Source organism: Streptosporangium sp. NPDC049046 (assembly GCF_040649155.1).
Lineage (GTDB): Bacteria > Actinomycetota > Actinomycetes > Streptosporangiales > Streptosporangiaceae > Streptosporangium.
This window is the reverse complement of the sequence record NZ_JBEZEZ010000017.1, coordinates 196,288-209,996: the sequence shown is the minus strand read 5'-3', so window position 1 is coordinate 209,996 and position 13,709 is coordinate 196,288. Positions and strand designations below refer to the sequence as shown.

13 protein-coding genes, 1 tRNA gene and 1 pseudogene are annotated in these 13,709 nt (G+C 63.9%); 9 read left to right on the top strand and 6 right to left on the bottom strand.

From position 1 onward, the window contains the following. Nucleotides 1-58: 58 nt before the first annotated feature. The gene (locus AB0B96_RS24690) at nt 59-610 is read right to left on the bottom strand and encodes a hypothetical protein (protein ID WP_362902153.1); all 552 of its coding nucleotides are present in this window, start codon (nt 608-610) and stop codon (nt 59-61) included. A 294-nt stretch (nt 611-904) separates the two neighbouring features. After that, a complete protein-coding gene (locus AB0B96_RS24685; protein WP_350942060.1) occupies nt 905-1,336 on the bottom strand; it encodes a MarR family transcriptional regulator in 432 nt (143 codons plus the stop codon). Between the two features lie 194 nt (nt 1,337-1,530). On the opposite strand from AB0B96_RS24685, the gene AB0B96_RS24680 reads away from it, so the two are divergent. From AB0B96_RS24680 to AB0B96_RS24655, 6 genes are all read left to right on the top strand, one after another. Beyond that, a complete protein-coding gene (locus tag AB0B96_RS24680) occupies nt 1,531-2,517 on the top strand; it encodes an NAD(P)-dependent oxidoreductase (RefSeq protein ID WP_362902150.1) in 987 nt (328 codons plus the stop codon). Between the two features lie 134 nt (nt 2,518-2,651). Then, complete coding sequence (locus tag AB0B96_RS24675) at nt 2,652-2,921, top strand: hypothetical protein (RefSeq protein WP_362902148.1); 270 nt, start codon at nt 2,652-2,654, stop codon at nt 2,919-2,921. A gap of 393 nt (nt 2,922-3,314) precedes the next feature. Beyond that, nucleotides 3,315-3,866 carry a hypothetical protein gene (locus AB0B96_RS24670; RefSeq protein WP_362902146.1) on the top strand — a complete coding sequence of 184 codons (552 nt, stop codon included), beginning with the start codon at nt 3,315-3,317 and terminating at the stop codon, nt 3,864-3,866. A gap of 513 nt (nt 3,867-4,379) precedes the next feature. Next, on the top strand, nt 4,380-5,645 hold the full coding sequence (locus AB0B96_RS24665) for a hypothetical protein (RefSeq protein ID WP_362902144.1): 1,266 nt from the start codon (nt 4,380-4,382) through the stop codon (nt 5,643-5,645). After that, nucleotides 5,614-6,237: a hypothetical protein gene (locus tag AB0B96_RS24660; RefSeq protein ID WP_362902142.1), complete on the top strand. Its 624-nt coding sequence runs from the start codon at nt 5,614-5,616 to the stop codon at nt 6,235-6,237. The genes AB0B96_RS24665 and AB0B96_RS24660 overlap by 32 nt, the downstream gene beginning before the upstream one ends. Before the next feature lie 93 nt (nt 6,238-6,330). Further along, nucleotides 6,331-6,852 (top strand): hypothetical protein, encoded by a 522-nt coding sequence (locus AB0B96_RS24655; RefSeq protein WP_362902140.1) that lies wholly within the window; start codon nt 6,331-6,333, stop codon nt 6,850-6,852. Between the two features lie 631 nt (nt 6,853-7,483). Here AB0B96_RS24655 and AB0B96_RS24650 read toward each other — a convergent pair. After that, nucleotides 7,484-7,572: transfer RNA gene (locus tag AB0B96_RS24650), tRNA-Ser, on the bottom strand. A gap of 143 nt (nt 7,573-7,715) precedes the next feature. Next, nucleotides 7,716-10,211, bottom strand: coding sequence for a MinD/ParA family protein (locus AB0B96_RS24645; RefSeq protein ID WP_362902138.1), 2,496 nt, complete (start codon nt 10,209-10,211; stop codon nt 7,716-7,718). A gap of 117 nt (nt 10,212-10,328) precedes the next feature. Between AB0B96_RS24645 and AB0B96_RS24640 the strand changes: the two genes are divergently transcribed. Together AB0B96_RS24640 and AB0B96_RS24635 are read left to right on the top strand one after the other, a co-directional pair. Continuing rightward, entirely contained in the window at nt 10,329-11,285 is a 957-nt protein-coding gene (locus AB0B96_RS24640; RefSeq protein WP_350942053.1) for an NAD(P)H-quinone oxidoreductase, read from the top strand. 4 nt (nt 11,286-11,289) lie between these two features. Next, nucleotides 11,290-11,805 (top strand): bacterial proteasome activator family protein, encoded by a 516-nt coding sequence (locus AB0B96_RS24635; RefSeq protein WP_350942052.1) that lies wholly within the window; start codon nt 11,290-11,292, stop codon nt 11,803-11,805. A 61-nt stretch (nt 11,806-11,866) separates the two neighbouring features. Here the strand turns inward: AB0B96_RS24635 and AB0B96_RS24630 are convergent, their stop codons facing one another. Continuing rightward, nucleotides 11,867-12,685, bottom strand: a complete 819-nt coding sequence (locus tag AB0B96_RS24630) for an HAD family hydrolase (RefSeq protein WP_362902134.1) — start codon at nt 12,683-12,685, stop codon at nt 11,867-11,869. Between the two features lie 251 nt (nt 12,686-12,936). Here AB0B96_RS24630 and AB0B96_RS24625 point away from each other — a divergent pair, with 251 nt between their 5' ends. Continuing rightward, nucleotides 12,937-13,140: a cold-shock protein gene (locus AB0B96_RS24625; RefSeq protein ID WP_012886943.1), complete on the top strand. Its 204-nt coding sequence runs from the start codon at nt 12,937-12,939 to the stop codon at nt 13,138-13,140. On the opposite strand, the pseudogene AB0B96_RS24620 reads toward AB0B96_RS24625, so the two are convergent. After that, nucleotides 13,050-13,676, bottom strand: a pseudogene (locus AB0B96_RS24620) (hypothetical protein); the annotation flags it as partial. The gene AB0B96_RS24625 and the pseudogene AB0B96_RS24620 sit on opposite strands and share 91 nt — an antisense overlap. Nucleotides 13,677-13,709 lie beyond the last annotated feature (33 nt).

The window sequence follows — 13,709 nt, the reverse complement described above, 5'->3', positions numbered from 1 at the left end:
AACCCTTATACCAGGGGCTTCTCTACGTCAGGGCCGAACCCAGCAACCCACAGCAAGCTCACGACCTGCGACACCAGGTTGGAATCAGCTCACTGTTCGGAACCCAGGCGAGACCATAACTGGTGAAGAAACCCGTGTCATCGATCATGAAGCTGAAGGCGCTGGGGGATCCTTCGAGGTACTCGACAGGATATAAGCCGATCCAATTCCGCTTTCCAGGTGGCGTCCCCTCTGACATCGTCTTCGCGAAGTGGTCGAGGTCGGCGCGCGACAACTCGAAACGCATCTTGACCGGTGCGCCGACGTAGACCAATGAGGCGACCAGCACCACAATCAAGGGCGGCACGGCCCAGAACGGCCAGTTTCGACGTAATGCGACCAGCCTCCCAGGCATAACAAGGAGGACACCGAGCACGATCAGCCAGCCGGCGCCGAAAAACAGCCAGCCGGGGCCAACAAGCATGAACCATGCATAGTGCCATCCGGGAGCACTCGTCGCATACATCATCCCAAATCCCAGCAATACGGCGACCGTCACCCACACCCCACCTTTGACATCAATGGGAGCACGCGGATGATGCGCGTCAGGAAGATCATTCGTTGCGTCCACCGTGTGACCGTAACGGTCGCTCGTGGGGATTCCGCCGTACTCATGTGTATGTTTTGTGCAGAAATCCCCGACCGGAGTCGGGATCGGATGATGTCCCATATGGGCGCTCCTCCACGCGGGCGGTGCTGGAGCGAGGGCCGATAGGACTATGACAAACTCCGCGACCGCCTCATAGGAAAACAACGAAGGGATGACTGGAGGTTCAGGGAGGACCTGGACAACCTGCGACTTCGCGATCGCAGGTCATCAGTGGCGAGCGACGCTCCGGTAATCCACGCGCCGGCGATGTCTTCTTCAGCCGTCGGCGGGCGACGCCTCGTCGGCGCTGAGGGTCCGCAATATGTCGACCAGCGTCGACAGCTGCTCGGGGGTGAGTGGCCTGAACAGCTCTTCCGCCGCCAGTTCATAGCCGGCCGTCCAGTCCTGGGCCAGTGCGGCCCCTTGCGCCGTCACTCGAAGGAGTACGGACCGGCGGTCGTCCGCGCTGGCCTGGCGTTCGAGCAGTCCGTCACGGACGAGCGCGTCGACCAGGGTGGAGGCGGTCCCCTGGGCGATACCGACCGCGAGAGCGAGCTCGGTGAGCCGAACCGGCTGCGAACGTGCCACCTCCACCACCAGGCGCGACCTCGGTGTCGACACCCCATGCTCGCCCAGACGCTCGTTGAAGTGACGTACGAGCACCTTCGCCGTACGACTGAACTCGTCAGCGACCTGTGCTGCGGTCACGCTCTTCCTCGCGTGCGGCATCGCCCACCTCCACTTGACGCCCCCATCGTACGGGAGGTTACATAGACATCGATGCATTGACATCAAACTATTTGATGGCTATGAATCCGGAAGGCGGTCGGGATCGCGCGCCGAGCAGCACCGACAACCGGGCGTGTACGAGAAGTGCGTACTCAATCACAGGGAGTGCAATCATGAAGGTCTTTGTCACTGGTGGCAGCGGTTTCGTCGGCGGCGCTCTCGTCCGTCGCCTCGTCGCCGAAGGACATGAGGTCATGGCGCTTGCCAGATCGGGCTCGAGCATTCAGCGGGTACGTGCGGCCGGAGCCGATGCCGTTCCCGGCGATCTCGCCAAGCTCGGCCCTGCCGGTTCCCCGGCGCCGATCTGGCTCACCAAGCTGCGCGAGGCCGACGCGGTCGTGCACGTCGCGGCTCACATGGAGTTCTGGGGGCCCGACTCGCTCTTCGAGCAGGCCAATCACGTGCCGACCGTCGCTCTGCACGCCGCGAGCGTCGCGGCCGAGGTGCGACGCTTCGTGCTCATCAGCGCCGCGTCCGTCTCCACGGGCAGTCAACGTCGTCCCGTCGTCGACGAGTCGACGCCGGAAGGCCGGCCGAACATCGCCTACAGCCGGGTCAAGCTGGCCACCGAGCGCGCACTGTTGAAAGCCAACAGCGAGAACACCGAGCTGGTCGTGCTCCGCCCGCCGTTCATCTGGGGTCGCGGAATGACGACGATCAACGAAATGGTCAAGGTCGCCGAGGCGGGGCGGTTCGCCTGGATCGATCACGGTAAGCACATCGTCGACTTCGTGCACGTCGAAAACCTGGCCGCTGCCGCGATCCTCGCGCTCACACGGGGCCGCCACCGTGGGGTGTACTACGCGACGGACGGCACGCCTATGCCCATTCGAGACTTCCTCACCCCTTTGCTGGCGACCCGCGGCGTGGATCTGTCCAAGAGCCGCAGCGTCCCTCTGGCGATGGCAGCGCCCATGGCCGCGATGATGGACCGCACAGCGCGCCTGCTTCGCCGCAAGACGGCGCCCCCGCTGACGAACTGGCTGGTGAGCTTCACCGGCCGTGACCGTTCCTACGACATCACCGCCGCGCGGAGGGAACTGGGCTACTCGCCTGACGTGACAGTGGAGAAAGGTCTGGCGGAGATGAGCTTCTCGTGAAGTGACGACCTCGCGCGCCGCAGCCTCACCGCCCTCGCCATGGATACGGTGCCTCACGTTTCCCGTAGGCGTCCCTTATCGAAGAGTTCGGCGTCCACGAGGACGGGCGGCTGTTCCGTACCTCGCGCGGGGGCGTGATCTCCATCGGGACCTACTGCGAGGTGTGGAAGGCTGCGCGGGCCTTCGCCCTGACTCCCGAACAGCAGGTCTCCCCCCTGGCGGCCCGGCCGTACGACCTGCGCCACGCGGCGATGTCCCTCTGGCTCAATGCCGGGGTGGCGGCCCCCGACGTGGCAGAGCGGGCAGGGCACGGGGTGGACGTACTTCTCAAGGTCTACGCCAAGTGCATCGACGGCGGCACGGAGATCGCCAATCGCAGGATCGACGACGCATTGGCCGCATGATCGATCACCCCTCGAAGAGGCTCCGGAACCCCCCGAGGCCTCTTCTGCTTTCCTGGCGCTACCTGCGCGGACGCGACCAACATCACTCCGCGTATATTCCGCGAACACCGACTCAGGGCCGCTCACGGTGGCCTACGGCTGCACACCCTGGAAACGATCAACGGCGCCTGGTCCGGGGGAAGTTCCTGGTCAGACGCCGTTTTCCGAGCTGGGCGAAGAGCGTGGGATTCGAACCCACGAGACCGGTCACCCGGCCTAGCGGTTTTCAAGAGGGCTGCCTTCCGAGCAATGACAGGGCCCCTGACCAGGCCATGAGGCTCTTCTCGGATCTCGGCCACGGAAGATCATCCCGCGCATATCCCACGGGCTCCTGGTCTCCGATCACCATGGCTGGTGCCGCGGATCATTCCTTCCCCACCAACGGAAGCTTTTTCCTCCCCAACTCTTGACCTGCTCCCCAGGCCGTCCGAGACCATGTCGATCATGTGGTTCTTCCGCTTCTTCGCCATCGGGCTCCTCAGCGGGACCGTGATGATCCCGCTCCTGCACTCCCCACGGGGCGAGGGATTCGAGCATCTGCGCTTGGATGCGATCATGAACCTGGAGATCGGCTGGTTTCTCATGGTCCCGACCTCACTGGTGGTCGGAGTCTTTTGGGTCGGCTTCTTCAGCAAGCGGACCCGGCCGGTGCCCCCGGGCTTCGTCCTGGGAGGGATCACCATCGCGTTCGGAGCTCTGGTCTTGTCACAGGCAATGGCCACGTCACGATGGCTCAACAGCTGGCCTTCCGGAGTCGGCGATCCGGACGGCGAATACGTCATGGCGGCGTTCGCCGAGCTGTCAGGAGTGGTGACCCTGCTCGTCGGCGCGGTGATCTTGATCAGTCGAGGCGTCGCCGTCCGGCATTCACGGAAGATGACCGCCCCTGCATCCATGAGCCGCTGATCAACATAGAACGCTGGTGTCGTCTCGGCGTATTCGATCGGTTGAGGAAAGGCGAGCGCCGTGAACCTTTATGACCTCCGGCTGTGCAGCCGTGGCGTTATCCACAAGATTTCAAGTCACGGAGATCCGGTCTTCCGTAATGGAGATATCCTGCGGCCCGAGTTGCGTAGACAGTAAACCATCCTGATCGCTCAGTAATGTGATTAAGGTCATATTGTCGGAAATAATCTTCAGGCATATCGTTCTCTCATTCGAGACGGGCACGCACAAATTTTCGAGAAACTCGAATCCTCGACATTGCAAGGTCCCCGTCCCTTACCTGACGCGAAGACCTCTCTTTGGCCTGCGTTCTAACCGCCATGTATGACGTCTGTCGCTACATCATCCGTTGATACTCCTCCCGACTACCGTCTGTGAATCGTGTACCGCAGACAAGACAACCATGCCCTCTCGGACTTCGAAGCGCACATGTTTCTTGCTGACCCATTCCCGGGCCGTATCAAGGAAGGTGCAATGAGAAAGAGAAGCCTGGCCGTCCTCAGTGCCTTAATCATGGCACTCACATTCGTCAATGCCATACCACAGGCCTTTGCCACTGCAAGTCCCGCGCCTACGCCTACGCCGGTCGTCGACACCAAAGAACTGAGTCTCGCAAACAAACCGCTACTCAGCCGAGACGCTCGAATCAAGCCCAGCCAGGATACCTGCAAGGGTCTCGAAAAGAAGATCGCTAAAGAGAAGCCGCCGGCAGGAACCATTCTCACCTGTTCCCGCCCTGGCTGGGATTCTTCGGTTAAGGTCCCTGCGCGCTCCGCTTACCGGGATGCGGAAGGGCACTCGACGCTGAACAATGCAACGGAGTGCGGAACCGTAGGTTGGTACGAGACGCGCACCTACTCGTGTAGGCAAGTAGAAGAAACGACGGATGTCGTAGAGATCATCTATCCGCAAGGGCCGCTACCTGTTCCGCGGAAAATCGGCCAAGTAAACACTTTCCACGAACTTGAGATCACCGTGGATAATATCGCGGCTCCAGGGCAATATGTCTACTCGCACAGAGCGTGGCTGAACCCAGAAGATCCGGGGACTCAGACGGTTATAACCGTAATTCACGGGCCGGTGGCCGTTTGGCCGGGACTCACCATTACCAGCGAGGCAGACTGCGCGAGCAGCGACGGCTGTGCAGTCGTCAGCGGGGGATTCGATCAGCAAGAGCTACTTCCCGGAGGGCCACCAGCAGTTGGCGTGTGGACATTCGAGTTTACGCCCGCCGAGCCGAACATGATCTTGTACGAGTACCCGTATGGCACTTTCGAACTCCATAGCGCCAGTCCACTAGACTGGAAGGGTGAACCTAAGGCTCTCGCGACCCGGGTAATCCGTTGCGACAACGCGCTACCAGGCAATAACAACACCAAGGGCTGTGTCTTTGACTCATTCCGCCCAGTTATGGAATACAGCTTCAACCCCAATGCGCCAAATGGATTCCCCGAACTAGCTCAACACATTCAGGACGCGCAGAACGGCCAAGGGACTCCAGGTCGAACAGGCGGTGGCCCCCTCCCGGGTGCGCCGGGGTTTCCGAATAAGGATGATGGGGTGCCGCTCACCCGCGGCAATACCGGTCTCGGCGAGAAGAACCGTGCGGCAGCCTGTACAAGGACGTGGAAGAGAAATAACGCTACCGCAGGAAAAACCTGTGATGAATATCCTATGGCGTCGACTCGGGAGGGCGGAACCTCTGGAATTGGATTCAGCCGCCTCCTGGAACAAAGGTAAAGGCGGGAACGGATACTTCCGGGGATCCCGGGTCTGGGATTCCCTGTATGCGGGCAACACAACACGATACCTGCGCCATTTCACATTCCAATGGTCGGCGTCTGGAAATGTCGCGATCGGAAACAGTTTCGACTCCGATCTCAATCTTCATGGAGGCTGGGAGCGTAACAATCTCTTCGAGTTGAATCAGGTCTCCACGTCATATTCTCACCGCCCTGGAAGTTGCAAGAGCAACTGCGGGGACGAGGGTAATAGCGCACCAGATAGTTCCGACTGGTTCCCGATCTGGTGGGCAACGGGACTGAAGGCCGTTAAATGGTCAGGATCTTCTGGGCCAAACAATGTCTTCTACAATAACACCCTCAAGAAGCAATTGGGCAGCATCGAAGGTGCATACGTCGACTACTATGATGACCCCGGCAGGGTGTTCCGCTTCGGAAGTTCGGGGAACTCGTTCAAGCACATGGAGTATAATGGCGCCCCAATCGCTGACTGGGCATTCAACGAGCAGCGCAACTACACCGGGAATGCAGGTGTGGACAGCAGCTTAACTGATAACTCGGATTCGCTCTTCCTCAGTAACGTTTCTTAGCGACCACCCGACACCACTGTGACCGACTGAAGGAGGACGGGCGGTCACAGTGGTGTACCACGTAGAGTCATTTGAATCAGACAAGGAGCAATGATGTCACTTAACCGCAAGGCCGAACCGCAGATATTCGAAGGCGAAATCCTGGCTTACAAGAACCAGTATCTGATTACTCACTCTATCAACATCGAAAGCATACATACCGCAGGCGGGAATGGTTTGGTAGATATCTATACAGGTTCGGTGAGAATTATCACAGGATTGGATGATGGGGAAATTAATCTACGTCTAGAATTTCATTCTTCCGAGCCGCCTATCCAGGTTGGCCTGTGGGATGAAATTGTTGACTTTAGTTTTCATGCCGATGAAAATTTTTTCCTTGAGACGTTATATGGTGGTGGCGCCGACCACTTTCCATTGATAAATTTTCGAGGTGCTGGTGACTATCGAATCAGGGCATATGCTCGGGGGCGCGACGAGGCCAGCGCCACGCTGGAGCCTGTCGAGTTCCATTCGCTCCATGTATGGCTGGGGGCTCCAAAGCCGATCTTAAGCCACCAGCATCGCGATGCTAAGGGGGAGTATTGGCGAGATGCGGTGCGCAGACGGGGGCGATAGAGATTCTGGTATCCATAGCTAACGGCTGAAGCATGAAAGCTTGGGTAGATGGGAGCGGCGGCTTCGGCTGATGCACTAATGCCTTCCTCGGCTATGGCAGGAGCGAGGTGCTGTCTGGCACGATCGGTAAGTGTTGCCGTGAGCGAGGTGTGCAGCTCGACCTGACTCAGTGCTGATAGCGACCGTCCTGAGCGTGTCGAGTCCGGAACCGTTCTGACGGGAAATCCGGTGGTTAATCGCCCCTGCGAGGGGTCGCAACGTCAGTATGACGGCCCAGTCACGCGTTCCGTTGAGCCGGAGCTGAGACATCCGATGGGCGGGGTGCGTCAAGTCGGTCCGGAGTGACCGCCGACGCGATCAGCAGTTCGTGACCCCAGCAACCCGCACAGGCCCCGGTCTTGCTTCAGAGCTCACCGCTCACCAACGCACAGAATGTCGATGTCCCCTCACGGTTCTCGAGGCAAGATTCTCGCGCGCGACATGGGAGAACACCTCAAGATTCATCCCGCACATATCCCGCGAACACCGGCCGAGAGCCGCTCACGGTGGCCTACGGTTACGCATCCTGGAAACGATCAACGGCGCCCGATCCGAGGGAAGTCCCTGGTCAGACGCCGTTTTCCGAGCTGAGCGGAGAGCGTGGGATTCGAACCCACGAGACCGGTCACCCGGCCTAGCGGTTTTCAAGACCGCCGCCATCGTCCACTAGGCGAGCTCTCCTGGTGACACGTCCAAAGAACGTGTCAGATTGCACCCTAGTCTCTCATTGGCCCGAGCGTGCCCGGACCCGGCAGGCGCCGTGGCTCCGATCTGGAGTCGCGGCGCCCGCCGGTGTGTGGGCCAAGCCGAGGATCGTGTGTGGATCAGGGCTGAGGGCCGGCGAAACCGTCACCGACCGAGGCGGCCAGGCGGAGGTAGGACTCGCGGGTGCCGGCCTGGAGTCTTTCCAGGTCGATCTCCGCGCCCTCCTCGAGGTGCGGGTCGTAGGGGACGCGGACGACGGCGCGGCAGCGGGCCGCAAAGTGGGCTTCCAGGCGGTCGAGGTCGACGGTCGACTTCGAGCGCGGGCGGACGCTGCACAGCACCACGGTCGCGGAGCGTACGAGCTCCTCGTAGTGGTGGGCCTCCAGCCAGTCGAGGGTCGCCGAGGCGGCGCGGGCGCCGTCCACGGAGGGGGAGCTGACCAGGACGAGCTGATCGGCCAGTCCGAGCACGCCGGACATGGCCGAGTGGAGCAGGCCGGTGCCGCAGTCGGTGATGCAGATCGAGTAGAAGTTCTCCAGGACCTGGGAGACCGACTGGTAGTCGGCCGCGCTGAAGGCCTCGGAGACCGACGGGTCCCGGTCTGAGGCGAGGATCTCCAGGCGCGACGGGGCCTGGGAGGTGAAGGCCCGTATGTCGACGTACCTCTTGATCTGCTGACGCTCGTTCAGCAGGTCGCGGACGGTCGCGGAGGTTTCGAGTTCGACCTTGTCCGACAGGGTGCCGCGGTCGGGGTTGGCGTCGACCGCGATGACCCGGTCGCCGCGTACCTGGGCCAGGGTGGCGCCGAGGCCGACCGTGGTGGTGGTTTTGCCGACACCGCCCTTGAGGCTGAGTACGGCGACACGGTGATGGCCGGTGGCCACCGGGGTGCGTGCGCGGCCGACCAGCTCTCTGCGGCGGCGGACCTCCGGGGACTCGCCCGGCTTGATCAACCCTGCCGACGCCTTGTAGACGAGCTTCCGCCAGCCGCCGGCGGGCGCGTTGCGGCGGCCCCTCAGCAGCGACTCCGGATCCAGGCTGTCGGCGGACGGCCGGGGAGCCGTGCCCGGAGGCTGCTGCCTGGCCGGTGCGCCGAAGGCGGGTGCCGGGGCCGTCTGGCGGCGGCGTGCCTGGTACGGCTCCCGAACCGGTTCCGCCGCGTCCCGACCGGGTGCGAAAGGGCTCTCCCGTTCCGCCGTGTCCCGGTTGGATGCGAAAGGATTCTCCCGTTCCGCCGTGTCCCGACCGCGCTTCTGGGGTGAAGGGGTCTCCCGTTCAGGGGCGGGGGGCGCGTCCCGGCCCGGCGAGAAGGCCGTGGGGCCCGAGAAGGCGGCGAACCCGGAGGAAGAAGACGACGGTGAGCTGGAACGCTCCGTGTCGAAGGAGCCGAACGAGCTGAAGGCTCCGGAGGAACCGGGAGCGTCACCGAAGGCGCCCGAGGTGGGCTTCGAGCCGAAGGCACCCGCCGTGGAGGGGCGCTCCGGCGACGCGGCCGCTTCCGGCCTGTCGGTGCCGAAGGATTCGGATGCCTGGAACGACTCCGACTCCGACTCCGATTCGGGCTCGGAACCGGGCGGAGAAACGGGCGCGGGAACAGGGGCGAAGCGATCCGGAGCGGGTTCGAAACGCTCGGACGCCTGCCTGGGCGACGGCGACTCCTTCGCCGCCGACGTCACCGTGGAGTCGAAGGATCCGAAGGGCTCGAAGCTCGTACGGTCGCGGTCGTGCTCGGCGCCGGTGGAGGGGAAGCGGTCGGCCTCTGCGGCCCCTGACGAGAATCGGTCGCCGTCGTCGAACGAACCAGACGTACCGGAAGGGCCTGACACGCCGGACGAACCAGATGTGTCGGATGCACCGGACGTGCCGGATCCCGTGGTGCCGGAGGCGCCGGACGGGGACCGGTCGGAGTCGGTGCTTCCGGTGGAGAGATCTCCGCTGGTCGAGGAGAAGTCCTTGTCCCCCGAGGCGGGGCGCGTGTCGCCGCTTCCGAAGGAGAAGCGGTCGGAGTCGGTGCCGCCGAACTCCTTACTGCCGAAGGTGAACCGCTCGGTGTCCGAGGAGGACGGCCTGAGCGGCTCCAGGTCGGAGGGCTCCGCCGGGGCGGGAGCGGAAGCGGTCGGCTCCGCCGGACGCTGGGGTTGCTCGAACAGCCCTCGGGACGGCTCCTGGGCGGGCGCCGCGAACGGGGTGCGGATGTGCGGCTCGGTGAAGTCGCCGGCGCCGTACTCGCCGGTGTCGGCCGACTCCTGGCGCGGCAGGGGCTTGAGCGGCTCGAGAAAACCGTCGTTGTCCTGCTTGCCGGACGCCGGGGCGGGCACGGTGAACGACGTCACCGTGTCGGAGGCCTCCATCCACTCGGCCGCGTCGGCGTCCTCCACCGGCGGATCGGTGTCCGGGTGGGCCGAGTCGACAGCCGCACGGAACAGCGGCGAGGACGTCGTGTCGGGCTCGGTCGGGACCAGACTCCAGGGATCCTTCGGGTACGGCGAGACGACGGCGTCGTCCACCGCGGTGGCCTTCACCGCCAGGGCGGGCGCCTCCTCCTCCTGCTCCTTGATGGCATCCAGCCACGCGAGCTGTTCCTCGAGAGATTCCTCACGATCGTGTCTTGCCACCGTGTTCCCCCTCGGGATGGGCATAAAAGGGCAGCAAACACATAGCAGGTTAACGCCCTGTGTTCATGTCAACGCGTGCAACCACCAAGTTGGGGCTCAGCGGATACCTTTTCTCACATGCGCGCCATCGTGATCGATAAACCAGGCGGACCGGAAGTTCTGACGTGGCGGGAGGTTCCCGACCCGCTACCCGAACGTGGCGAAGTCATCATCGACGTGACCGCCTCCGCGGTCAACAGGGCCGACGCGCTCCAGCGTCAGGGCTTCTACGATCCGCCCCCCGGCGCCTCACCGTACCCGGGCATGGAGTGCTCCGGCGTGGTCGGGGCGGTGGGCCAGGACGTGGAGGGGTTCGCGCCGGGTGACCGGGTGTGCGCGCTGCTCAGCGGAGGTGGGTACGCGGAGAAGGTCGCCGTACCCTGGCAGCAGGTCATGCGGGTGCCGGAGGGCGTCGACCTGGTCGAGGCCGCCGGGCTGCCCGAGGTGGCCTGCACGGTCTGGTCCAACGTCTTCATGACCGGACGCCTGCGGAAGGGCGAGACCCTCCTCGTGCACGGCGGTGCCAGCGGGATCGGCACGATGGCCATACAGCTGGCGAAGGCGTTCGGCTCGCGCGTGGTCGTCACCGCCGGGTCCCCCGAGAAGATCGAGCGCTGCCTGGAGCTGGGAGCCGACGAGGGGATCGACTACCGGCGGGAGGACTTCTCGGAGAAGGTCAAGGCCGACGTGGTCCTCGACATCATGGGCGGCAGGTATCTTCCGGGAAACATCAAGGTTCTCAAGACAGGGGGGCGGCTGGTCGTGATCGGCCTGCAGGGCGGCGCGAAGGGCGAGCTGAACCTGGGAGCCCTGCTCGCGAAGCGGGCCTCGGTGTACGGCACCACGCTGCGCTCCCGGCCCGTCGACGAGAAGGGGGTCATCGTGCGCGGGGTCGTCGACAACGTCTGGCCCCTGCTCGACGCCGGGGCGATCCGGCCGGTGGTGCATGCCCGGGTGCCGATGAGGGAGGCGGCCGAGGCTCACCGCATCCTGGAGTCTGGAGAACACGTCGGGAAAATCCTGCTAGTAAGTTGAGGCTATGAACGCTGAGGAGAGCACTCCGCACATCGTGGTCGTGGGTCCCCAGGGCTCCAAGGGCGAGGAGGAGGGCGAGAGCAGGTCCATCGCCGACCTCGTCGAGCAGCCCGCCAAGGTGATGCGCATCGGCAGCATGATCCGTCAGCTCCTTGAGGAGGTCCGGGCGGCTCCTCTGGACGAGGCCAGCCGCAAGCGGCTCAAGGAGATCCACGAGAGTTCCATCAAGGAGCTCGAAGACGGTCTGGCGCCCGAGTTGGTCGAGGAGCTGGAACGGCTCTCGTTGCCGTTCACCGAGGACGTCAACGGCACCCCGCCCAGCGAGGCCGAGCTCCGGGTCGCCCACGCGCAACTGGTCGGCTGGCTTGAGGGGCTTTTCCACGGCATACAGACCACCTTGTTCGCCCAGCAGATGGCGGCTCGCGCCCAGCTGGAGAACATGCGCAGGGCTCTGCCCGGTGGCATGTCCCTACAGCAGCAGGAGGGAGGACCCGCGGGTAACGCGGGCCCCTACCTGTAGAAGGCCCGCGATCCGGCGAGAGTACGGCGAGAGCCGGTGGCCGCCCCCGCCCGCGGAGCCTTCACGGGACGCCTTCATGGGGGTCGCGAAACCCGTCCCCCTTGTAGAGCTCCTCAAGGACTCCGGCGACCCCGTCGTCGTTGTTGGCCGCGGTCACGTGATCGACCGCGGCCAGCACCTCCGGGTGTGCGTTGGCGACGGCGTACGAGGTGCCGGCCCACCTGAGCATCGGCAGATCATTGGGCATGTCGCCAAAGGCGACCACCTCTTCGGCCACGACACCGAGCGTCATAGCGAGATGGGCCAGTGCCGATGCCTTCGTCACACCGTGCGCGCTCATCTCTATCAGTGCCCGGCCGCTGGAATGGGTGGGGGTGACAAGGTCACCGACCAGCCCGTAAACCGCCTCATGGAGGATGTCGGGGTCCATTCTGGGATGCAGCGCTAGAAGCTTGGCGCAGGGCCGCGAGGTAAGTGCGTCCGTTCCGACACGGCGTCCGACGACCGTCTTGCTGTCCCATCTTCCGAGACGGAAGTCCGATTCGTGGGCGAATCCGCCCTCGTATTCCACGGAGAAGGCGAGGTCGGGCACCTTTTCGCGGAGGCGTCTCACCACCTCTTCGAGCACGTCCGGGTGGATGAGGTGGGATTTGACGATCTGCTCGCTGTGCAGGTCGTAGACGAGGGCTCCGTTGGCGCATATGGCCAGCCCACGACGGCGTACGGCACCCGCGACCATGCTCATCCAGCGGGGTGGCCTGCCGGTCACGAAGACCAGCGTGGCCCCGGCGTTCTCCACAAGCGCAAAAGCGGCGGCCGTACGGGGCGAGACGGTACCGTCCGAGCGCAGAGCGGTGCCATCGAGGTCTGTGGCGATCAACCTGGGGCTTTGCATAACACGTCCCAGTCTGCACTGTGATAGCCGGTCTGTCGGCCCCGGGATCCGGTCCGAGGAATCTTCCTCATGGCGGGAACACGCCCGCGCCGGATAGTGTTAGATGTGATGGCGTTGTATTAGCTGAATCCCGTTGTGAAAACCAGTTTGACTGAGCCACCCCGGGGCCCGCTGTACGACACATGGGGTTCATGAGGTGTGAATCCCAAAGTTTCAAATCCTGAGGGAGAGCTTTAATGGCTCAGGGAACCGTCAAGTGGTTCAACGCTGAAAAGGGCTTCGGCTTCATCGCACCGGACGGCGGTGCACCGGACGTGTTCGTGCACTTCTCCGAGATCCAGGGCAACGGCTACCGTAGCCTCGAAGACGGCCAGCGGGTCGAGTTCGAGATCACCCAGGGCCAGAAGGGCCCGCAGGCCTCGCAGGTCCGCGCCGTCTGACGCATAGACCTCTTGGTTGAACCGGGAAGACGGGGTTCGCTTCTAGCGAACCCCGTCTTTCTGTTCCCGGACCTTTCGGGGCGTCCCGCGGCACTTCGGGCACCGGCCCCCGCCCTGCGGAGCGCGCCCCGGCGTACCGCCCCGCGTGTTCTCGCCTCACTTTCGTCCGCGGAGGCCGATTCTCCCCCTTGAGGGCACCGGCCCCGGGCCAGACCCGCGGGGCTCACCGACGGACCGGATCCGAGAGCCGCCAGGCGAGACGCCGAAGAAAGGCCGGGCTGAGCGCCAGGAGCCGCAGAACGAGGTTTCCGAGCGGTCGCGGGTGCCTGTTCACGTCGGCCGGCCTGAAAGCCGCCCGGTGAGGGTGGCGGCCTGGAGTGCGATGGGGCGGCGGGCCGCGACCTAGCGGTCCAGCGCCCTCTCTCCGCCTCTGAGAGCGACCGTAAGGGCTTCGCCAGGGCGACAGCGGGAGGAATCATTCCGTGCCCTCCCGCGGGACTGTGGACGTGCGCGGCGTCACCGGCGAACCGAACTCGCCCGGCACCGGGACGTGCGGATCGCTCGGGTTT